Raw genomic sequence first — 21,629 nt, forward strand, 5'->3', positions numbered from 1 at the left:
TGGTAAATTGGAGCGGGCGAGGCGATTCGAACGCCCGACCCTAACCTTGGCAAGGTTATGCTCTACCCCTGAGCTACGCCCGCTTCCTTTGGGTGTGGTGGAGATACTTTTACCTGCGGCTGGCTGCAAGTAGAAAATGCGGATTTTTTCATTTTTTTTGTTGTCCTGCGCAGGGGCTTGAAGTTCTGTGCTGTCAGGATGCGACGTCGATCATTTCTCTTGTTGGGTAGTGCGGTCTGCTGGGCCATTTCGGGCCGGGCGGAGGCGCATGAAGGCCCCCACGCCGCACGGGTCATCACCGATGTGCTGGAGGCGCGGATCGAAGGGCGCGTGCTGAACTTGCGACTGCGGATCGAGTCGCTGGATGGGCCGGTGTTCCTGCAAGGGCTGTGGGCGACAGATGCCGATGTGCGATCCTGGGTGCAGGATGGGCGCGGGCGCGGCGGCGTCTTGCCAGAGCAGGTGATCGTTCTGGAATTCTCGAACGCGGTGCCCAGCCTGTTTACCCTGACGCTTGATTTCGGTGAGGCAGGGATCAGCACGGTCTTGGTCACGCCAAGGCGCTAAGGGCCCACGACCGGACGGGTGCAAACAGAAAAAGGCGGGCATTTCGGCCCGCCTTCTTGCATGAAAAGCGTTGGTTCAGCGTTTGCGGCGCAACAACGCCAGCCCGGCCAGACCGGACAGCACCAAGGGCGCGCCCGCAGGCAGCGGCACCGGCGCGATTGCCACGGCGGACACGTCATAGATATAGGGGCGCGGGCCATCGGTATCGGGCAACGTGATGCTCAACTCCTGGCCGTTGGAGAACAGCGCCGTCGCAACCGAGTTTTCCGCGACGCCATTGTTGAACAGGGCTTCGCTGAAGAAGGCCCATGCCTCCGAGTCCCGATCCAGATCGATATCAGTCATGAAGCGAAAGCTTTCGCCCGCATCGAAGCCGGTAAAGCTGAACTCCAGCACGTCGAAATTGGTGCCCGCATTGTCGCCGATATCCGGAACGGTCGAAACCGTACCACCCGGAGGAGCCACCAGCGGCGTGTCGATCTTTTTGCGGCGCGCCCAGTCGAAATTGTAATCGGTATCACCGATGGACAGGCTGAACGCATCCAGCGTGTATTTCGCGGTGCCAGAGTTTTCCACCGTGATGAACGGGGTATTCCAGTTTCCGTCAAGCGTGAGCGTGAAACCTACAGTCGACGCCGAGGCACTGGCCGCCATAAGGCCAAAAGCCGACGCGCAAGCAAACATCTTCAACATGGTACTGTCCAATCAGCGCAAAGCTACTTCGTTAATTGGTTAATACCACCCGTGAGAGTCGTCTGGCAACGACGCGTCTTGGGAAAGTCTGTTTCGGATATCGTGGTAATGCCTTGAAAAGGAAGGGGTATTCGCCGCAATCCCGCCACATTCCCGCTGGTTTGGCCACAGTCTTGCCACAAATGGCGCGGCACCGCTTACCAATTGGGCGGTGTTGGCGTGCGCGTCAGGATTTTGCGATATTCGGCAGCCTGGGCGGCGGGCAGCTTTTGCAACAGCACGCGGGTCGAATAATGCCCAAAGGCACGCCCGTCGGACGCAAGCAGCGACCAGTCCATGATCGCGCCTTCGTCGAACCGCATCACCGTGCCAAGCCGGGCGTTCTGGATATAGCGCGGCTCATTCGCCAAGCGTCCGCTAAAACCCTTGCCCCGGCGGCGGATCGTATCCAACCAGATATGCTCTGCGCCGCTTTCGACCTCAAATGTCACTTTCAGCGTCAGCGAGGGCGCAAAGCTCCGCGCTCCGGTCGAGGCCGCGGCAAGCGCCTTGGGGAGCGTGCCGCGTGCCTCTTCGATTGCATCCAGCATCGCGCTGTCATGCCCGTCCGGGTAGACATACATATTGCCGGAATCTGCCGTGATCGCGGACGCCGATGCCAAGCAGGCGCAGATTGCAATCAGGGCAAGCAGTTTGCGCATCACTCCAGCTCCACCAGCAGGTCTTTTGCGTCGATCTGGCCCGAAGGCTGCACATGTACGGCCTTTACGGTCGCGTCGCGCTCTGCGTGGATGCCGGTTTCCATCTTCATCGCTTCGATGGTCAGCAACATGTCGCCTTCCTTGACCGCCTGTCCGGGCTGTACCGCAACGCTGGCCACGACACCCGGCATGGGGGCCGCCATGTGGTTGGGGTTGCCGGGCTCGGCCTTGGGACGGGACGCGGTGGTCGATTGCACCATCCGGTTGGGCACACGGATCGTCCGCGGCGCACCGTTGAGTTCAAAGAACACGCGAACTTCGCCGGCATCATCCGTTTCACTCACCGCCTGCATGCGGATTTCCAGCGTCTTGCCGGGGTCGATCTCGGCGGTGATTTCCTCGCCCGGTTCCATGCCATAGAAGAACGTCTTGGTCGGCAGCGTCCGCACGGGGCCATAGGTCCGGTGACGGCCCATGTAATCAAGGAATACCTTGGGATACATCAGATAGCCGCTCAGATCCTCGTCATCGAGGGTCACGCCTTCCATCAGGTCGCTGGCTTCCTTGCGCTTGGCGTCCAGATCGACAGGTTCAAGATGCTTGCCGGGGCGTTCGACATTCGGCGCGGCGCCTTTCAGCACCTTGGACAGAATGCCTTCGGGGAACCCACCCGGCGGCTGGCCCAGATTGCCCTGCATCATGTCGACAACGCTGTCGGGGAAGGCCACATCGACCTCCGGGTCTTCGACCTGTTCGCGCGTCAGGTTCTGGCTGACCATCATCAGCGCCATATCCCCAACCACCTTGGAGGAAGGCGTCACCTTCACGATATCGCCGAACATCTGGTTCACATCGGCATAGGTCTGCGCGACCTCGTGCCAGCGCGCTTCCAGCCCCAGCGAGCGCGCCTGCGCCTTGAGGTTGGTGAACTGCCCGCCGGGCATCTCGTGCAGGTACACTTCCGAGGACGGGGACTGCATCCCGGATTCGAACGCGGCGTAATGTTCGCGCACGTTTTCCCAGTAATCGCTGATCTCGCGGATGGCCTTGATATCCAGCCCGGTGTCGCGGTCGGTATGTTGCAGTGCTTCCACGACTGAACCAAGCGTCGCCTGGGACGTATTGCCCGACAGCGCATCCATCGCGCAATCGACCGCATCGACCCCGGCCTCTGCCGCGGCAAGGATCGTCGCCACCGCAACGCCCGCCGTGTCATGGGTGTGGAAGTGGATCGGCAGCCCGGTTTCCTGCTTGAGCGTGCGGATCAATTGCCGTGCCGCCGCAGGTTTGAGAAGGCCCGCCATATCCTTCAGCCCCAGCACATGCGCGCCTGCGGCCTCCAGTTCCTTGGCCATGCCAACATAGTACTTCAGGTCATATTTGGCGCGGTCCGGGTCGAGGATATCCCCGGTATAGCAGACCGTGCCTTCGCAGATCTTGTCCTGCTCGATCACGGCATCCATCGCGACGCGCATGTTCTCAACCCAGTTGAGGCTATCGAACACGCGGAACACATCAATGCCCGTAGTCGCCGCGACGCGGACGAATTCCTGCACCACATTGTCGGGGTAATTGGTATAGCCCACACCGTTGGAGGCGCGCAGAAGCATCTGCGTCATCAGGTTGGGCATCTTGCTGCGCAGATCGCGCAGGCGCTGCCACGGGCATTCCTGCAAAAAGCGGTAGGCCACATCGAACGTCGCGCCGCCCCAGCACTCGACCGAGAAAAGCTGCGGCAGGTTGGACGCATAGCTGGGCGCGACCTTGACCATATCGAGGCTGCGCATCCGGGTGGCGAGCAGCGATTGGTGGCCGTCACGCATGGTCGTATCGGTGATCAGCAGGCGCTGTTGCGCCTTCATCCACTCTGCCACGGCCGCGGGGCCTTTTTGTTCCAGCAGGTTGCGGGTGCCCATCATCGGCTCTGCCCGCAGGGGCGGGGCCTTGGGATCGCGCAGATCGGCACGCGGGCGCGGGCGGTCCTTTACCTCCGGGTGGCCATTCACGGTGATGTCCGCGATATAGGTCAGCACTTTGGTGCCCCGGTCACGGCGGCGCTTGAACTGGAACAGGTCCGGCGTCGTGTCGATGAACTTGGTGTGGTACTCGTTCGACAGGAAGGTCGGGTGCTTGAGCAGGTTGATGACGAAGTCGATATTGGTCGACACGCCGCGAATCCGGAACTCCCGCAGGGCGCGGTCCATCCGTGCAATCGCTGCCTCGGGCGTCGGTGCCCAGGCCGTGACCTTTTCCAGCAGCGAGTCGTAATACCGCGTGATCACCGCGCCGGAATAGGCCGTGCCGCCATCCAGCCGGATGCCCATGCCGGTCGCGCCACGATAGGCGGTGATGCGGCCATAGTCGGGGATGAAGTTGTTCTGCGGATCTTCGGTCGTGATCCGGGTTTGCAGCGCGTGGCCGTTCAGCGTCACATCCGCCTGCGTCGGCTTGCCTGTCGCCTCGGCGATGGTCTTGCCTTCCGCGATCAGGATTTGCGCCCGCACGATGTCGATGCCGGTCACTTCCTCGGTCACCGTATGTTCGACCTGAACACGCGGGTTCACTTCGATGAAGTAGAACTTGCCGGTCTCCATATCCATCAGGAATTCGACCGTGCCGGCGCAGGTATAATTGACGTGCTTGCAGATCTTGTAACCAAGCTCGCAGACTTCGGCCCGCTGCGCATCGCTCAGATAGGGGGCAGGGGCGCGTTCGACCACCTTTTGGTTGCGCCGCTGGACGGAGCAGTCGCGCTCGAACAGGTGATACATGTCGCCATGGGTATCGCCTAGGATCTGCACCTCGACATGGCGGGCGCGGGTGATCATCTTTTCCAGATACCCTTCGCCATTGCCAAAGGCGTTCTCCGCCTCGCGCCGGCCTTCCAGGACTTTCTCTTCCAACTCCTCCGGGCCGTTGATCGGACGCATCCCGCGCCCGCCGCCGCCCCAGGACGCCTTCAGCATCAGGGGATAGCCGATCTCTTCGGCCTCTTTGGCGATGGCCACCATATCGTCGCCCAGAACTTCGGTCGCGGGAATGACCGGCACGCCCGCTTCGACCGCCACCCGGCGGGCAGAGGCCTTGTCGCCAAGCGCGCGCATGGTCTTGGCCTTGGGGCCGATGAAGGTGATGCCGTTGTTTTCGCAAGCTTCGACAAGTTCGGGGTTTTCCGACAACAGGCCATAGCCGGGATGGATCGCATCCGCCCCGCTCAGCTTGGCCACCCGGATGATTTCATCAATCGACAGATAGGCGGCGACCGGCCCCATCCCTTCGCCGATCCGATAGGCCTCGTCCGCTTTGAACCGGTGCAGACACAGCTTGTCCTCCTCGGCAAAGACAGCGACTGTGCGCTTGCCCATTTCGTTGGCGGCGCGCATCACGCGGATGGCAATTTCACCGCGATTGGCGATCAGGATCTTTTTGAAGTCGGGCATTCGCGTTTTTGTCCCCTCGGTCTGTCATTGAGCGGACTATGGCGAAACTTGCAGCACACGCAACGTTTCTGGCGCGTATTTCAGCCTTATGCGCGCGCTAACACTACGGCAGCTTCGCGGTCGCGAAATAAACGCGCGTCATGCGTGGTTTTGGGGCAATAAAATTAGCGCCCAAAATGGCGACTGCGTAGTATTTGGTATGCCCGTTTCAGCCCGGCAACCGGGCGCGCACAATCGCGGTCATAAGCGCCGCGCCATGGGCCAAGGCGTCGTCGTTGAAGTCGAAATGCGGGGAATGCAGCGGCGCGGACTCCTCGCCATTGCCAAAGAAGGCAAACGCGCCCGGCACGTGTTGCAGAAATTGCGCGAAATCTTCAGAGGCGCTGATCGGCGGGGCGGTCACATCCACATCGCGCGATACGGCCTCCGCCGCTTCCGCGAAGGCCGCAGTGCAGGCGTGATCGTTGACCAGCGGCACGAATTCCCGGGCATAGCTGACATCTGCCGCAATTCCGTACTGGGCCGCGATTGCTGCCGCGCAGGCACGAATGTCGGCTTCGATCTTGGCCGAGACCTCGGGGGAAAAACTGCGCGCGTCTCCGGCGACGCGGGCGTGACCGGGCAGGATGTTGCGCGCCCCATCGGTTTCGATCTCGGTGACAGAGACGACAGCCGCCTCCACCGGGTCGATCCGCCGCGCGACAATGGATTGAAGCGCCATGACCAGCGCGCAGGCCGGAACCATGACCTCTCGCGTCATATGCGGGCGCGCCGCATGACCGCCCGCACCGGTCAGGGTGACGTCAAAGAGGTCTTCGGCTGCCATGATCGCGCCAGCGCAAGTCTGCACATGGCCCACAGGCAGGCCGGGCATATTGTGCAGCCCATAGATTTCATCGAAGGGGAAGCGCTGCATCAGCCCGTCGTCCAGCATCGCCAGGGCGCCGCGCCCCCATTCTTCGGCCGGCTGAAAGATCAGCCGCACAGTGCCGTCAAAGCCGCCATCCTGCGCCAGCATCTGGCCCGCGCCCAGCAGCAGGGCCGTGTGCCCATCATGGCCGCACGCATGCATCAGCCCCGGCGATTGGGAGGCATGGGCCGCCCCGGTCGCTTCGGTGATCTTGAGGCAATCCATATCGGCCCGCAGCGCCACCGCGCGGTTGGAAGTGCCGCGCTGCAAGCTGCCGACCACGCCAGTGCCGCCGATCCCGGTGGCCACTTCAAAGCCAAACGCGCGCAGCGTTTCGGCGACGAAGGCGGCGGTGCGGGTTTCTTCGAACCCAAACTCCGGGTGGCGGTGCAGATCGTGCCGCCAGCGGATCATATCCTGAACCGGGGCGCTCACGTGGCGGCCAATGCGGCGTCGATCTCCGCCCGGCTGGGCATGGAGGCCGCCGTGCCGTGCCGCGTAATCGACAGACCGGCGGTGGCGGCGGCGAAATTCATGGCTGCAATCGGGTCCATCCCTTGCGCCAATGCCGCCGCGAAACCGCCATTGAACGCATCGCCTGCGCCGGTTGTGTCGATCACTGGACCGGCGGGCCGTGCCGCGATGTGGATACTGCCTTCGGGCCGGACCAGCAACGCGCCCATCTCGCCCAGGGTCAGCAGTGCTGCGCCCGCGCCTTTGTCCAGCAGCGCGTTCCCGGCGGCCTCGGCAGAGGCCAGATCAGTCACCTCGATGCCTGTGAGGGCCGTCGCCTCCGGCTCATTGGGGGTGACGTAATCGCAGAGCGGCAGGAATTCGGCAGGCAGATCGGCAGCAGGGGCCGGGTTGAGGATCGTGGTCACGCCCGCGCCGCGCGCCATGCGCAGCCCGCACAGCGCCGCGTCCAGCGGTTGTTCCAATTGCGTGACGAAGACGGAGGCCGACGTGATGATGTCGCGCTGGCGTTCCACGTCTTCTGGCGTGATTTCCGCCGCGGCCCCGGGCACGATGATGATCGCGTTTTGGCCGGTCGTGTCATTGATGAAGATATAGGCGGCGCCTGTCGCGGTTTCGCCCTGCGTGATCGCCGGGGTCACACCCGCGTCGCGCCATGTGGCAAGCGCCAGATCGGCAAAGGTGTCGCGGCCCAGCCGGCTGATAAAACGCGTATCGCAGCCCGCGCGCGCAGCGGCCACCGCCTGGTTCGATCCCTTGCCGCCGGGACCAAGCTGAAAGCTCTTGCCAAGCAGGGTCTCCCCCATATGCGGCGGGCGATCGGCGCGAAAGGCGCAATCGGCGACGAAGACTCCCAGTATCGCGATATGCCCCGTCATTGCGTGTCCTCCATGCTGCCTTTGCCGAACCTGCGCGCAACCTGCACGGGGCGGCGGGGCAGGGCAAGAGGGGCCGAACATGATGGGAGAGGAGGACGGGCGCGCGGGCCAGGGCGTCAGGGCAGGGCGCACGCGCCCCGGCCGTCATTCCGCCGGGGCAAAGCCGGAAATGAGTTGCCGCAGACCAAAGGCCGCCCCGGCAAAGATGCAAAGAAAGGCGACCGGCGCGGAATAGGCCAGCACCGAGAATGCCGAAATGCCTTGCCCGACAGAGCAGCCGACAGCGAGGATCGCGCCCGGTCCCATCAGCGCCGCGCCAAGGATTTGGCGTTTCAGCTCGCGCGGGTCTTCGCAGGCTTCCCAGCGGAAATGGCCCTTGGAATAAGACCCAAGCGCCGCGCCGATCAGCACCCCGGCGACCGAGCCGACCGAAAAGGACAGCGTGTTGCCCGAGGCTGTCATCAGGTAGAAGATCGTATCGCCCAGCGGGGCCGCGAAAGTATGGGTTTGCACCGGCTCCGCGTCAAAGCCGTTATGGGCGACCCAGGCCGTGCCGAGCCAGCCGAAGGTGATGGCCAGCCCCACGATGACGCCCCAAAGCACATGCCCGCGCGAGGCGCGCATCCGGCTGCTGGACAGACCCAGGATAAGAAAGAGCGCGCCGACCAAGGATCCGGTCAGAACGGGAGACAGCCCCCAGCGCATCGCGGCCAATTGGCTGAACCCCTGTGCGCGGCCCGTGCCTTCTTCGACCGGGAACAGCCAGACGCGGGCATGGGCCAGCGGGCCGGACATGACCACATAGGCCGACAGCCCCATCACCAGAACGATCACGAAGGATCGCAAGTCGCCGCCCCCCAATCGGGCCAGCGCGCCATAGCCGCAATTGCCCGACAGCGCCATGCCATAGCCGAACATCAGCCCGCCCAGAATGGTGCCAAGCGGCGACCACGTCCTGTCCAGATATGCGGTTTCGGTAAAGCCGAGCCAGCCGCTGCCGATCCCGATATGCACACCGATAATCGCGGTGCCGATCGCCAGCGCCCACATGCGAATACGCCGGTCGTCAGAGGAATACAGCACGTCTTCGATGGCACCCAAGGTGCAGAAACGTCCGATACGCGCGGCAAGACCCAGCGCGATGCCGCCAATCAATCCGATCAGGGCAACCGCGTTCGCGTCTCCAAATGCATCCAGCATCCGGTCTCCTCCCTCGGCCAACACGCCTCCCCGCGCGTTGGCTCAGTCCCGGCCGCAGAACAGCTCGTAGACTTTTTCGATGATTTCCCGCGCCCGGTCGTCTGTCAAGGAGTAGTAAATGGCCTTGCCATCGCGCCGGGGTGTGACCAATCCTTCAAGCCGCAGCCGCGACAATTGCTGCGATACCGCCGCCTGACGGGCGGACAGAAGGTCTTCCAGTTCAGTTACAGATTTTTCGCCATGGGCAAGATGGCACAGGATCATCAGCCGCCCTTCATGGCTGATCGCTTTCAGGAAGTTCGACGCAAGCTGCGCATTGGACATCATGCGGTCCATGTCTTCGGCGCACATGTCGGGGGAAAAAACCGGCAGATTGGTGCTGTCGCCCGCCGCCCGCAAGGTATCTTTCATCATACTACCGTCCTGTTCCACACGATCAGCCAGACGTGGCCGGGTCGATCTGTGCCCTTTCGAACATCAGGCCCAGAAGGCCCCAGAAGAAATCTTCGCCCGGATAGCCTTCGATCCGGCCCCGTTCAACGCCATCCTTCACCAGAACAAAGGTCGGCGTAAAGCGCACGCTGCGCGCCAGTGCGATCCCGTCAGGTGTGCCGTCATGGATGTCATAACGCCGCAGCGGGGCCGTGCGCCCTTCATTCGTCTTGGGATAGATCGCAGAGATTTCCGCATCCCATCGCTTGCAGTAATGGCAGCCAATCTGTTCAGCCATAAGCAAAAACGTGTCGGCACGCGCAATGCTCCCGACGGACGTGGCCATCAGGAATAGCGCGGATGCCAGAAAGATCGCGGCGCGGCTCATGTCGTCTCCGGTTGACGCATTGTCCTATCCATCATAATCAAATATTTGAATTCTTCAAGGATATGGAGGGGAGGCCATGTTCGACGTTACGTTCTATGGCGCGCTGGTCGCTGGGCTGCTGTCCTTCCTGTCGCCCTGTATCCTGCCGATTGTCCCATTCTACCTGTCCTATCTGGCCGGGGTTGGCATGAACCAGATCTCTGCCACCGCCGAGGTCACGCCCGCCGTGCGCCGCCGGGCGGTTCTGGCCGCGATGCTGTTCGCACTTGGAGTCATCACCGTTTTCATGGCGCTGGGCGCCACGGCGTCGCTGTTCGGGCAGTTGGTGCGCGAATATTTCGACATTCTGCGCTGGCTGGCAGCGGCGCTCATCATCGCGATGGGGCTGCATTTTCTGGGCGTGATCCGGATCGGGCTGCTTTACCGTCAGTTCCGCGCCGATGCGGGCGAGACGCAGAATGTCAGCCTTGTGGGGGCGTATGTCATCGGGCTGGCCTTTGCCTTTGGCTGGACACCCTGCGTCGGCCCGGTGCTGGCGGCGATCCTGTTCATGGCGGGCGGTCAGGACACGGCCGGGCAGGGGGCGGGACTGCTTTTCGTCTATGGCGTGGGCATGACCGCACCCTTCGTGCTGGCGGCGCTGTTCATCGGTCCGTTCATGCGCTGGATGGCCAGGTTCCGCCGCCATATGGGGCTGATCGAAAAACTGATGGGCGCGCTTTTGATCCTGTTCGGTGTGCTCATCGCCACGAATTCTATAAACTACATTGCACAATGGATGCTGGAGACGATCCCGTGGTTCAGCAACATCGGATAGGAGGATGACAATGTCCCGACTGTTTGCCTTACTCAGCATGGTGTTCCTTGCGGCTGCCGCTCAGGCATCCGAAATTGGCGATGACGGCCTGCACAAAACCGCGTGGATGCGCGACACGTTCAAGGATTTGACCGAGGATCTGGAAGAGGCGAATGCCGAAGGCAAGCGGCTTCTCATCATCTTCGAACAGCGCGGCTGCATTTACTGCGCCAAGATGCACAAAGAGGTATTTCCCGACCCGGCGGTGACAAAAGCCATCGAAGACAACTATTTCGTGGTCCAGCTCAACCTGCATGGGGATGTGGAAGTCACCGATTTCGATGGCGAGACGCTGCCCGAAAAGGCAATGGCCCGCAAATGGGGCGTGCTTTTCACACCGTCGATGATGTTCCTGCCCGAAGAGGTGCCCGAAGGGGCGACCGCCCCGCAAGCCGCTGTCGCGGTGATGCCCGGCGCCTTCGGCAAGGGTACGACACTGGACCTGCTGACCTGGGTGGCCGAAAAACGCTATCTCGACCAGTCCGAGGAAGATTTCCAGCGTTATCACGCGCGGCGGATTCAGGAACGCTCGAACGGGTCATTCGACTAGGCGTAGGCCGCGAATCCTGCGCCCTTGGTGCCCCGGCAGAAACGGGCCTTGATGGGTGGCGCGTTATGGAAATATCACGTGCTACCGCTAAAGTTTTTCGATCATTGCGCCGGAAAAGTCTGATGTTTTCAGTTTTTTCGAACGCCTTAGTAATCGATAAATTCATTTAGCTGAATTTGATGTTGCGTAAACGGTGCTGTGTGCCATAGTGTACCATCAAGGAGCCAAGGGAGGATTCATGAGAAACCTGGTTACAGGAGCGGCGGTCTGCGCCGTGATCGCGACGGTTGCGGCGGCGGAAGTGGTCGCCCCGACCGAGGTCGTTTTCGAGGATGGCGCGGTCGCGACATCGCTGACCGGCACGGCCGGGGATATCGAAAACGGCGCCACGCTGATGAACAAGGGCGCGGGCAACTGCATCGCCTGTCATCAGGTCTCGGCGTTGAGCAATCTGCCTTTCCATGGCGAAGTCGGTCCGACGCTTGATGGCGTTGCCGACCGTTGGAGCGAGGCGGAGCTGCGCGGGATCGTGGCCAATGCAAAGATGATGTTCGACGGGACGATGATGCCGTCCTTCTACAAGACCGAAGGGTTCATCCGTCTGGGGGACGCTTATACCGGGAATGCCCATGAGGGCGAGGTTGCGCCGCTGCTGACTGCACAGGAAGTCGAGGACGTGGTGGCCTATCTGATGACGCTCAAGGAAGAGTGACGTCGAGTTTAAGGAGATGAAGATGGAACTGACACGACGCAATATGCTCGCGATCAGCTCAGGGGCCTTGGTGGCTTCCGGTCTGGGTGCGATTCCGGCCTTTGCCGCGACAGCCGAAGACATGATCGCGGAATTTACCGGCGGTGCCGCCGTGGGCGAGGGCGAACTGTCCCTGACCGCGCCGGAAATCGCTGAAAACGGCAACACGGTTCCGATCGAGGTGTCCGCACCGGGCGCGGTTGCGGTGGCGATCTATGCGGATGGCAACCCGACCCCGGCTGTCGCGACCGTGAAATTCGGCAAGCTGAACCCGTCCAACACTGTGTCCACCCGGATCCGTCTGGCAGGCACGCAGAACGTGGTCGCGGTGGCGCAGATGGAAGACGGCTCGTTCCAGCAGGCAAGTGCAGCCGTAAAAGTGACAATCGGCGGCTGCGGCGGCTAATCAGGTTAAGGAGACAAGATCATGGCAAAAGGTGTAAAACCCCGCGTCAAAGTCCCGAAGTCGGCATCCGCCGGTGAGGCCATCACGATCAAGACGCTGATCAGCCACAAGATGGAAAGCGGCCAGCGCAAGGATGACGACGGCAATGTCATCCCGCGTTCGATCATCAACCGCTTCACCTGCGATTTCAACGGCGAGAACGTGATCGACGTCACGCTGGAACCGGCGATTTCGACCAATCCCTACTTCCAGTTTGACGCCACGGTGCCGGAAGCCGGGGACTTCAAGTTCACGTGGTATGACGACGATGGCTCCGTCTACGAAGAGACCAAGTCGATCGCGGTCGGCTGATCGTCGCGCATAGGGAGGATAAACGTGAACAAGCTCAAGCTACTGACAAGTGCAATGGCGTTCTCGGCAGCCGCAGGGCTGTCCGGGGGCGCTTTCGCCGATCCGGACGAGGATCAACTGACCATCAATGGCGAGATCGAAATCGTCACTGAAACGGCCGCGCCAGAGCATCTGGAATATGTCGATACGATCTATTCCGGCTGGCGTTTCCGGTCTGATGAAACGCAGGCCGTCCAGATGGACGATTTCGACAATCCCGGCATGATCTTCGTCGAAGCGGCGATGGAAACCTGGGACACGGTCGAAGGAACAGAGGGCAAATCCTGCGCCTCTTGCCACAACGACGTGGAAACCATGGCCGGCGTGCGCGCGGTCTATCCGAAATATGTCGAGGCGGCGGGCGAAGTCCGCACGCTGGAACATCAGATCAACGGCTGCCGGGAAGAGCGCATGGGGGCAGAGCCCTACAAGTATACCAGCGGTGACATGGTCGCGATGGTCGGCCTGATTTCCATGGTGTCGCGCGGTCTGCCGGTCAACGTGCAAATCGACGGCCCCGCCCAGTCCACATGGGAAAAGGGCAAGGAGATCTACTATACGCGCTATGGTCAGCTTGAACTGTCCTGCGCCAATTGCCACGAAGACAATTACGGCAACATGATCCGCGCCGACCACCTGTCCCAAGGGCAGATCAACGGTTTCCCGACCTATCGTCTGAAGAACACCAAGCTGAACTCGGTGCATGCCCGTTTCAAGGGCTGCGTGCGCGATACCATGGCGCATACGTTCAAACCTGGCGGTCCGGAATTCACCGCGCTTGAGCTTTACGTCGCCTCGCGCGGCAATGGGCTGAGCGTCGAAGGCCCCTCGGTCCGTAACTGATCACAGCCCCCGCGTCCCGTTCCGTGGCGCGGGGTTTTTTTGGCGCATTAAATTCACACATGCGCATATGTGGAGAAAAATTACCATGATCTCTCGTCGTGATTTCCTGCAAGTCGGCATGGCCGCTTCGGCGCTGGTCGGGGCTTCGGGCTTTGGCAATTGGGCCAAGCTGGCCGCGCAACAGACGCTGACGCAGGATCAGTTGCTGGAATTCGAGACCTTTGGAAACGTCTCGCTGATCCACGTGACGGATATCCACGCGCAGCTGAAGCCGATCTATTTCCGCGAACCGTCGGTCAATATCGGTGTCGGTGAGAACCGGGGGAAGGTGCCGCATGTCACCGGCGCCGACTTCCGCAAGCTTTACGGGATCGATGATGGCTCGCCCTCCCATTACGCGTTGAGCTCCGGCGACTTCTCGTCGCTGGCGCAGGGCTATGGCAAGGTCGGCGGTCTTGACCGTGTGGCCACTGTCATCAAGGCGATCCGCGCGGACCGTCCCGACGCGCTGCTGCTGGATGGCGGCGACACGTGGCATGGGTCTTATACCTGCTATCACACCGAAGGGCAGGACATGGTCAACGTGATGAACGCGCTCCAGCCCGATGCGATGACCTTCCACTGGGAATTCACGTTGGGGTCCGAACGGGTGCAGGAACTGGTCGAAAGCCTTCCCTTCGCCGCGCTGGGCCAGAACATTTTCGACGCCGAATGGGACGAACCGGCAGAGCTGTTCCCCCCTTACGAGATGTTCGAACGCGGCGGTTCCAAAATCGCGGTGATCGGGCAGGCCTTCCCCTACATGCCGATTGCAAACCCCGGCTGGATGTTCCCCGAATATGCGTTCGGTCTGCGCGACGAGAACCTGCAAGCGGTTGTCGATGAGGTGCGCGCGGCGGGCGCGGAATGCGTTGTCCTGCTCAGCCATAACGGCTTTGACGTGGACAAGAAGATGGCAAGCGTCGTGTCCGGCATCGATGTCGTGCTGTCCGGCCACACCCATGATGCGCTGCCCGAACCCGTGATCGTGGGGCAGACAATCATCCTGCCGTCCGGCTCCAATGGTAAATTCGTCAGCCGTGTCGATCTCGACATTCGTGATGGCCGCATGATGGGCTATCGCACCAAGCTGATCCCGATCTTCTCGGATGTGATCGAACCCGATGCAGAGGTCGCGGCGCTGATCGACGAACAGCGCGCACCTTACGAGGCCGCCATGTCCGAGGTCGTCGGTCAGACTGACTCCCTGCTGTATCGTCGGGGCAATTTCAACGGCACGTGGGACGATCTGATCTGCGACGCGCTGCTGACCGAACGCGAGGCCGAGATCGCCCTGTCGCCCGGCGTGCGTTGGGGGCCGTCGCTGATCCCGGGGCAGGATATCACGGTCGAAGACATCTGGAACGCCACCTCCATGACCTATGGGCAGGCGTACCGGACCGAAATGACCGGCGAGTTCTTGAAAGTCGTGCTGGAAGACGTGGCCGACAATATCTTCAACCCCGATCCTTACTACCAGCAAGGCGGCGACATGGTGCGCACCGGCGGGCTTGGCTACACGATTGACGTCAACAAGCCGCAGGGAGAGCGGATTTCCGACATGACCCTGCTGGGCACGGGCGAGGCGATTGACCCCGCGCGATCCTACGTGGTCGCGGGGTGGGCCAGCGTCAACGAGAACACCGAAGGCCCGCAGATCTGGGACGTGGTCGAAAGCCATATCCGCAAGCAGGGCACCGTGACCGTCACACCGCAAGACAGCGTGAAAGTGCTGGGCGCGTGATGCGATCCGCCCGCGTATTCCATACCGTGTTCCGCCCCATGACGGCGGCGGGACACGTCCGACACCTAACCGACAAAGACTGGAGCTGACCCATGACGTTTCGGACAACCCGCCGCGGATTGCTGAAAAGCGGTATCGCCGCAGGCGCGACCGCCGCCTCGGCAGGCGCGGCCTTGGCGAACACCCCCGACCCGCTGATCACCGAATTGCAGGATTGGGCCTCTGGCACCGGCGATGGCGTTGATGCAACGCCCTATGGCCTGCCGATCGAATACGAAAGCGATGTCATCCGCCGCAATGTGGAATGGCTGACCGCCGACACGATTTCCTCGATCAACTTCACGCCGATCCATGCGCTGGATGGGACGATCACCCCGCAGGGCTGCGCCTTTGAACGGCACCATTCCGGCGCAATCGAACTGCGCAAGGACGATTACCGTTTGATGATCAACGGCCTTGTCGATCAGCCGTTGGTCTTCTCCTATGCCGATCTTGAGCGTTTCCCGCGCGAGAACCACGTCTATTTCTGCGAATGTGCCGCCAATACCGGCATGGAATGGGCAGGCGCGCAGCTGAACGGCGCGCAATTTACCCATGGCATGATCCACAACATGGAATATTCCGGCGTGCCGCTGCGCACATTGCTGGAAGAAGCCGGGCTGGACACGGCAGGCGATCTGGCGGGCAAGTGGGTCTATGTGGAAGGGGCGGATGCGTCCTCCAACGGGCGCTCCATTCCGATGGAAAAGGCGCTGGATGACTGCCTTGTGGCGTTCAAGGCCAATGGTGAGGCGCTGCGCAAGGAACATGGCTATCCCGTGCGGCTCGTCGTGCCGGGCTGGGAAGGCAATATGTGGGTCAAATGGCTGCGCCGGATCGAGGTCATGGATGGCCCGGTCGAAAGCCGCGAGGAGACCTCCAAATACACCGACACGCTGGCCGATGGCACATCGCGCAAGTGGACATGGGTCATGGATGCCAAATCGGTCATCACCTCGCCCAGCCCGCAATCGCCGATCACCCACGGCACGGGGCCGGTGGTCATCTCGGGCCTTGCTTGGTCCGGGCATGGCAAGATCACCCGCGTGGATGTGTCCCGCGATGGCGGCATGACATGGGAAACCGCGCGGCTTGGCAAGCAGGGCGACAGCAAGGCGCTGACGCGGTTCTATCTGGATACCGAATGGAACGGTGAGGACTGGCTGCTGCAATCGCGCGCCATCGACGAGACCGGCTATGTGCAGCCGACCAAGGCGCAATTGCGCGAAGTGCGCGGCGAAAACTCGATCTACCACAACAACTGCATCCAGACATGGCACCTGAAAGCCAATGGGGAGGCCGAAAATGTCGAAGTTTCTTAATATCCTGGGACCCGCCGTCGGGGGCGCTGCGGGCGTGCTTGGGCTGGCTTATGTGGCCGCCGATCAGTTCGTGGCCGATATCCCGTCGGTCGCCCCGCGCATGGTGACGTTCGCCACCGCCGCGACCGAGGCGGAAGAGACCGACACCACCGCTGCCGAGGCAACACCCGCCACGCCGCAGACGGAGACAGTCGCCGCCAATACCAGCGGGTTCGGCCTTGGCCGTCCGGCACTGGCCGAGGAAATCGCGGCCTGGGATCTCGATGTCAGCCCCGACGGCACGGGCCTGCCTGAAGGGCGCGGCGATGTGTTCACGGGCGAAGAGGTGTTTGCCGAAAACTGTGCGATCTGCCACGGCGATTTCGCGGAAGGCGTGGACAATTGGCCGGTTCTGGCGGGCGGTTTCGACACGCTGGCCGACAAGGATCCGGTCAAAACCGTCGGCTCTTACTGGCCTTATCTGTCGACAGTCTGGGACTATGTGAACCGCTCCATGCCCTTCGGCGCGGCGCAAACGCTTGAGCCAGACGACGTTTATGCCATCGTGGCCTATATCCTGTACTCCAACGATCTTGTAGATGACGATTTTGAGTTGAGCCACGAGAATTTCGCCGAGTTCGAGATGCCCAATGCGGGTGGCTTCGTCGTCGATGACCGTCCCGAGACGGAATATGTGAACTGGCGCAGCGAGCCATGCATGACCGATTGCAAGCAGAGCGTCGAAATCACTATGCGTGCTACCGTGCTGGACGTCACGCCCGACGAGGAGGGCAGCGGAGAGGCGTCCTCCATGAGCCATGACAGCGGCACGCAAATGGCGGCGGCGACACCGGCCGCCACCGAAGTGCCCGCCGCAGAAGAACCTACCGCGGAAGAACCGGCAGAGGACGCCCCGGCGGTTCAGGTCGCGGCCGCTGCTGCGATCGATCGCGAATTGGTGAAGTCGGGCGAAAAGGTCTTCAAGAAATGCAAGGCTTGCCACCAGATCGGCGAGGGCGCGCAGAACAAGACCGGGCCGCAGTTGAATGACGTGTTCGGTCGGACCATCGGCGGTATCGACGGGTTCAAGTATTCCAAGGGCTTCAAGGCCGCTGCTGACGAAGGCCGCGTCTGGGACGAAGCGGCAATGTATGAATTCCTGAGCAAGCCGAAATCCTTCATCAAAGGTACCAAGATGTCGTTCTCGGGCCTCAAGAAAGACTCCGATCTCGAAGCGATCACCGCCTTTCTCAAGGCCAACGGAGGCTAACGCGCGTGCTTAAGGGAGGAGCATTCGCAGCAGTCCTGACACTCACCGCGGCGCTGGGCACATCCGGCGCCGCCGATACCGCAGACATCGCGGCGGGCGAAAAGATATTTTCCAAGTGCAAAGGCTGCCACCAGATCGGGGAGGGGGCCAAGCACCGCATCGGCCCTCATCTCAACGGGCTTTTCGGACGCAAGGCGGCCAGCCATGACGGGTTCAAATATTCCAAATCGCTGACCCGACTGGGCAATAGCGGGCTGGAATGGCACGCGGATACGCTCGACGCCTATATCGAGAACCCGCGCGCCCTGGCCTCTGGCACGCGAATGAGCTTTCGCGGCATCAAGGACGCGCAGGAGCGCACGCAACTCATCGCCTATCTGCGGACCTTTTCGGACAACCCGGCAAACATCCCGGAGGCCGATCCAACGGCGACGGGCACCGATCACGACCTTGATCCGGAAATCCTCGCGATTGTGGGCGACCCGGAATATGGTGAATACCTGTCGAGCGAATGCACGACATGTCACCAGACCGATGGCGGCGATGATGGGATTCCTTCTATCGTGTTCTGGCCGGAGGAGGACTTCGTGGTCGCCATGCACGCTTACAAGAATAAACAACGGGCGCATCCGGTCATGCAGATGATGGCCGGACGGCTCAGCAATGACGAAATCGCAGCGCTGGCGGCGTATTTCGCGACGATAGAAGAGTAAAGTCAGCACACAGTTACGGGAGGAACTGGAAATGACACTCAACAGACGTTCATTCATCGGAACAACGGTGGCCGCAGGCGCGGCCCTGTCAGCCCCCATGGCCATCGGTCAGGGCAAGCCACGCGTCATCGTCGTCGGCGGCGGCGCGGGCGGGGCCACGGCGGCCCGCTATATCGCCAAGGACAGCAAGGGCGCGATTGACGTCGTGCTGATCGAACCCACACGCACCTATTACACCTGCTTCTTCTCGAACCTCTATCTGGGCGGTTTCAAGGAGATGGACGAACTGGGCCACAGCTATGGCAATCTCGCTGCGGCGGGCGTCAATGTGGTCCATGACTGGGCAACCGGCGTGGACCGGGATGCCAAGACCGTTTCACTGGCAGGGGGCGCGACACTGGCATACGACAAGCTGATCCTGTCGCCCGGCATCGATTTCGTCGATGGCGCGGTCGAAGGTTGGGATCTGGCGGCGCAGAACGCGATGCCCCATGCGTATAAAGGCGGGTCTCAGACCGAATTGCTCAAAGCGCAGATCATGGCGATGCCCGAAGGCGGCACCTTCGCGATGGTGGCTCCGCCCAACCCGTATCGCTGCCCGCCCGGCCCCTATGAGCGTGTGTCGATGGTGGCTCATTACCTCAAGGCCAACAACCCGACGGCCAAGATCATCGTGGCCGACCCGAAGGGCAAATTCTCCAAGATGGGCCTGTTTCAGGAAGGCTGGGGCAACCACTATGCGGGCATGATCGACTGGATCGGGGCCGATTTCGGCGGCGGAAACGTCTCTGTCGACCCGGCGGCGATGACCGTCACCATCGATGGCGAGGAAACAAAGGTCGATGTCTGCAACGTGATCCCGGCGATGAAAGCAGGCCGGATCGCGGAACTGGCGGGCGTTACCGATGGCAACTGGGCCCCGGTCAACGCGGCGGATATGTCCACCAAGGCGGATGCGGATATCTACGTTCTGGGCGATGCGAGCCAGCAGGGCGACATGCCGAAATCTGGCTTCTCGGCCAATAGCCAGGCCAAGGTCTGCGCAATGGCGGTGCGCGGAGCTTTGACCGGATCGAAAGTCTTCCCGGCCAAATTCTCCAACACCTGCTGGTCGCTGATCGACACCAATGACGGCGTGAAAGTCGGTGCAACCTATGAGGCGACAGACGAAAAGATCGCCAAGGTCGACGGGTTCATCAGCCAAACGGGTGAAGATTCTGCAACGCGCAAAGCCACTTACGAGGAATCCGAAGGCTGGTATGCCGGGATTACCTCCGACATGTTCGGCTGATCCGGCGGCAAAAACAGCCCCCGGACTTTGCGACAGATCAAAGTCCGGGGGTATCCGATGCGGCACAAAGGCCCGAAGCGGAGGAACAGGAATGTTGAAAGCGATGATGACAGCGGCGTGCCTGATGGCCGCCCCGGCCTTGGCGGGGGAGGCTGTCACCACGCCCTATGATGGCAGTTTCGAGGACGCGACCTTCGCCGTCGAAACCGCGATTGTCGGGCAGGGGCTCAAGATCGATTACACCAGCCATGTTGGCGAGATGCTCGCCCGGACCGGTGCCGATGTGGGCAGCACAACGGAAATCTTCAAAGCCGCCGATATCTTCCTGTTCTGCTCGGCCAGCCTGTCACGCGAAGTGATGGAGGCCGATCCGATGAACATCGCCCATTGCCCCTATGGGGTCTTCGTGGCGCAGACAGCCGATGGCGTGGTGATCGGGCACCGAAAATACCCGGAGGGCGAGATGCAGAAAGTCGAAGCCCTGTTGGACGAAATCGTAAAAGAGGCGGTATCCTTCTGATGAACTACGACACTTACTTCCAGTCAGAGCTGGATAACCTGCGTGAAGAAGGCAATTACCGCGTCTTCGCAAATCTGGAACGCCAGCGCGGGTCCTTTCCGAAAGCCGCCTATCGGGGCGACGCGGAAAAGCAGGTCACTGTCTGGTGTTCCAATGACTATCTCGGCATGGGGCAGCACCCCAAAGTGCTGGATGCGATGCATGACGCCATTGATCGCTGCGGCGCAGGGGCGGGGGGCACGCGCAATATCTCTGGCACGACCCATGACCATGTTCTGCTGGAACAGGAACTGGCCGATCTGCATGGCAAGGAAGCCGCTCTGTTGTTCACATCGGGCTATGTGTCGAACTGGGCGGCGCTAGGGACGCTGGCCTCGCGCCTTCCCGGCTGCGTCGTGCTGTCGGACGAGTTGAACCACGCTTCCATGATCGAAGGCATCCGCCATTCGCGCGCGCAAAAGGTCATCTGGAAGCATAACGACCTTGCCGATCTTGAGGCCAAGCTGAAAGCGCTTCCGGCCAATGCGCCCAAGCTGATCGCCTTTGAATCCGTCTATTCCATGGATGGTGATATCGCGCCGATCAAGGAAATCTGCGATCTGGCCGACACGTATGGCGCGATGACCTATCTGGACGAGGTCCACGCGGTTGGCCTTTATGGTCCGCGGGGCGGCGGGATCGCCGAGCGCGAAGGGCTGATGGATCGGCTGACCGTGATCGAAGGCACGCTGGGCAAGGCGTTCGGCGTTGTCGGCGGCTATATCGCGGCTTCGGCGGCGCTGTGCGACTTTGTGCGCTCCTTCGCGTCGGGCTTCATCTTCACCACTGCGCTGCCGCCTGCGGTTGCGGCGGGGGCTGCCGCCTCGATCCGGCACCTGAAAGAAAGCACGGCAGAGCGGGAGATGCAGCAGGACAAGGTCGCGGAACTGCGCCGCCGCCTCGACGCGATCGGCATTCCGCATATCGAGAACCCCAGCCACATCATCCCGGTGATGGTGGGCGACCCGGTAAAGTGCAAATTCATCTCTGATCTGCTGATGCGCGACTATGGCGTCTATATTCAGCCGATCAACTATCCCACGGTTCCCAAAGGCACCGAACGGCTGCGCATCACGCCCAGCCCGGTCCATTCGGAAGCAGACATGAACCATCTTGTCTCTGCCCTGTCCGAGCTGTGGGCGCAATGTGAACTGGCCCGGATGCCGCGCGCTGCCCAATAGGCCAGACCGGCAA

At 61.6% G+C, this 21,629-nt stretch carries 22 protein-coding genes and 1 tRNA gene; 14 read left to right on the plus strand and 9 right to left on the minus strand.

The genetic code is table 11. The annotated features are described in order from the left end of the window. Positions 1 to 8 precede the first annotated feature (8 nt). A tRNA-Gly gene (locus tag E4Z66_RS00070) sits at positions 9 to 83 on the minus strand. A 115-nt stretch (positions 84 to 198) separates the two neighbouring features. Between E4Z66_RS00070 and E4Z66_RS00075 the strand changes: the two genes are divergently transcribed. Next, positions 199 to 567: a hypothetical protein gene (locus tag E4Z66_RS00075; RefSeq protein WP_136460907.1), complete on the plus strand. Its 369-nt coding sequence runs from the start codon at positions 199 to 201 to the stop codon at positions 565 to 567. Positions 568 to 642: 75 nt separating this feature from the next. On the opposite strand, the gene E4Z66_RS00080 is transcribed toward E4Z66_RS00075, so the two are convergent. The 8 genes from E4Z66_RS00080 to E4Z66_RS00115 form a co-directional block, all read right to left on the minus strand. Beyond that, on the minus strand, positions 643 to 1,260 hold the full coding sequence (locus E4Z66_RS00080) for a VPLPA-CTERM sorting domain-containing protein (protein WP_136460908.1): 618 nt from the start codon (positions 1,258 to 1,260) through the stop codon (positions 643 to 645). A gap of 197 nt (positions 1,261 to 1,457) precedes the next feature. Further along, positions 1,458 to 1,961: a DUF2314 domain-containing protein gene (locus E4Z66_RS00085; RefSeq protein ID WP_136460909.1), complete on the minus strand. Its 504-nt coding sequence runs from the start codon at positions 1,959 to 1,961 to the stop codon at positions 1,458 to 1,460. Continuing rightward, a complete protein-coding gene (locus tag E4Z66_RS00090; RefSeq protein ID WP_136460910.1) occupies positions 1,961 to 5,401 on the minus strand; it encodes a pyruvate carboxylase in 3,441 nt (1,146 codons plus the stop codon). The genes E4Z66_RS00085 and E4Z66_RS00090 overlap by 1 nt, the downstream gene beginning before the upstream one ends. A gap of 208 nt (positions 5,402 to 5,609) precedes the next feature. Further along, positions 5,610 to 6,746: an amidohydrolase gene (locus tag E4Z66_RS00095; RefSeq protein ID WP_246035813.1), complete on the minus strand. Its 1,137-nt coding sequence runs from the start codon at positions 6,744 to 6,746 to the stop codon at positions 5,610 to 5,612. After that, the gene (locus E4Z66_RS00100; RefSeq protein WP_136460911.1) at positions 6,743 to 7,663 is read right to left on the minus strand and encodes a ribokinase; all 921 of its coding nucleotides are present in this window, start codon (positions 7,661 to 7,663) and stop codon (positions 6,743 to 6,745) included. The genes E4Z66_RS00095 and E4Z66_RS00100 overlap by 4 nt, the downstream gene beginning before the upstream one ends. Positions 7,664 to 7,807: 144 nt before the next feature. Then, a complete protein-coding gene (locus E4Z66_RS00105) occupies positions 7,808 to 8,863 on the minus strand; it encodes a YeeE/YedE family protein (RefSeq protein ID WP_136460912.1) in 1,056 nt (351 codons plus the stop codon). 42 nt (positions 8,864 to 8,905) lie between these two features. Further along, a complete protein-coding gene (locus tag E4Z66_RS00110; RefSeq protein WP_246035815.1) occupies positions 8,906 to 9,277 on the minus strand; it encodes an ArsR/SmtB family transcription factor in 372 nt (123 codons plus the stop codon). 22 nt (positions 9,278 to 9,299) lie between these two features. Continuing rightward, on the minus strand, positions 9,300 to 9,683 hold the full coding sequence (locus E4Z66_RS00115) for a hypothetical protein (protein WP_425456079.1): 384 nt from the start codon (positions 9,681 to 9,683) through the stop codon (positions 9,300 to 9,302). A 76-nt stretch (positions 9,684 to 9,759) separates the two neighbouring features. Between E4Z66_RS00115 and E4Z66_RS00120 the strand changes: the two genes are divergently transcribed. From E4Z66_RS00120 to hemA, 13 genes are all read left to right on the plus strand, one after another. Next, positions 9,760 to 10,500 (plus strand): cytochrome c biogenesis CcdA family protein, encoded by a 741-nt coding sequence (locus E4Z66_RS00120; protein ID WP_136460913.1) that lies wholly within the window; start codon positions 9,760 to 9,762, stop codon positions 10,498 to 10,500. Between the two features lie 10 nt (positions 10,501 to 10,510). Continuing rightward, entirely contained in the window at positions 10,511 to 11,089 is a 579-nt protein-coding gene (locus tag E4Z66_RS00125) for a thioredoxin family protein (protein WP_136460914.1), read from the plus strand. Between the two features lie 238 nt (positions 11,090 to 11,327). Next, positions 11,328 to 11,801 carry a sulfur oxidation c-type cytochrome SoxX gene (soxX, locus tag E4Z66_RS00130; protein WP_136460915.1) on the plus strand — a complete coding sequence of 158 codons (474 nt, stop codon included), beginning with the start codon at positions 11,328 to 11,330 and terminating at the stop codon, positions 11,799 to 11,801. Between the two features lie 22 nt (positions 11,802 to 11,823). After that, a complete protein-coding gene (gene soxY / locus E4Z66_RS00135) occupies positions 11,824 to 12,246 on the plus strand; it encodes a thiosulfate oxidation carrier protein SoxY (protein WP_136460916.1) in 423 nt (140 codons plus the stop codon). Between the two features lie 21 nt (positions 12,247 to 12,267). After that, positions 12,268 to 12,597: a thiosulfate oxidation carrier complex protein SoxZ gene (gene soxZ / locus E4Z66_RS00140; protein WP_136460917.1), complete on the plus strand. Its 330-nt coding sequence runs from the start codon at positions 12,268 to 12,270 to the stop codon at positions 12,595 to 12,597. Positions 12,598 to 12,651: 54 nt separating this feature from the next. Continuing rightward, positions 12,652 to 13,479, plus strand: a complete 828-nt coding sequence (gene soxA / locus E4Z66_RS00145; RefSeq protein ID WP_136462079.1) for a sulfur oxidation c-type cytochrome SoxA — start codon at positions 12,652 to 12,654, stop codon at positions 13,477 to 13,479. 85 nt (positions 13,480 to 13,564) lie between these two features. Beyond that, positions 13,565 to 15,262 (plus strand): thiosulfohydrolase SoxB, encoded by a 1,698-nt coding sequence (soxB, locus tag E4Z66_RS00150; RefSeq protein ID WP_136460918.1) that lies wholly within the window; start codon positions 13,565 to 13,567, stop codon positions 15,260 to 15,262. A 92-nt stretch (positions 15,263 to 15,354) separates the two neighbouring features. Further along, positions 15,355 to 16,623, plus strand: a complete 1,269-nt coding sequence (soxC, locus tag E4Z66_RS00155; protein WP_136460919.1) for a sulfite dehydrogenase — start codon at positions 15,355 to 15,357, stop codon at positions 16,621 to 16,623. Further along, positions 16,607 to 17,872: a c-type cytochrome gene (locus E4Z66_RS00160; protein ID WP_136460920.1), complete on the plus strand. Its 1,266-nt coding sequence runs from the start codon at positions 16,607 to 16,609 to the stop codon at positions 17,870 to 17,872. The genes soxC and E4Z66_RS00160 overlap by 17 nt, the downstream gene beginning before the upstream one ends. A 5-nt stretch (positions 17,873 to 17,877) precedes the next feature. Then, positions 17,878 to 18,585, plus strand: a complete 708-nt coding sequence (locus E4Z66_RS00165; RefSeq protein WP_136460921.1) for a c-type cytochrome — start codon at positions 17,878 to 17,880, stop codon at positions 18,583 to 18,585. Positions 18,586 to 18,616: 31 nt separating this feature from the next. Beyond that, positions 18,617 to 19,876: an NAD(P)/FAD-dependent oxidoreductase gene (locus E4Z66_RS00170; RefSeq protein WP_136460922.1), complete on the plus strand. Its 1,260-nt coding sequence runs from the start codon at positions 18,617 to 18,619 to the stop codon at positions 19,874 to 19,876. A gap of 91 nt (positions 19,877 to 19,967) precedes the next feature. Continuing rightward, positions 19,968 to 20,396 carry a DUF302 domain-containing protein gene (locus tag E4Z66_RS00175; protein ID WP_136460923.1) on the plus strand — a complete coding sequence of 143 codons (429 nt, stop codon included), beginning with the start codon at positions 19,968 to 19,970 and terminating at the stop codon, positions 20,394 to 20,396. Then, positions 20,396 to 21,616 carry a 5-aminolevulinate synthase gene (hemA, locus tag E4Z66_RS00180; RefSeq protein WP_136460924.1) on the plus strand — a complete coding sequence of 407 codons (1,221 nt, stop codon included), beginning with the start codon at positions 20,396 to 20,398 and terminating at the stop codon, positions 21,614 to 21,616. The genes E4Z66_RS00175 and hemA overlap by 1 nt, the downstream gene beginning before the upstream one ends. Positions 21,617 to 21,629 lie beyond the last annotated feature (13 nt).

Origin of the sequence: Aliishimia ponticola (genome assembly GCF_004803475.1) — a bacterium.
Taxonomy (GTDB): Bacteria; Pseudomonadota; Alphaproteobacteria; order Rhodobacterales; family Rhodobacteraceae; genus Aliishimia; species Aliishimia ponticola.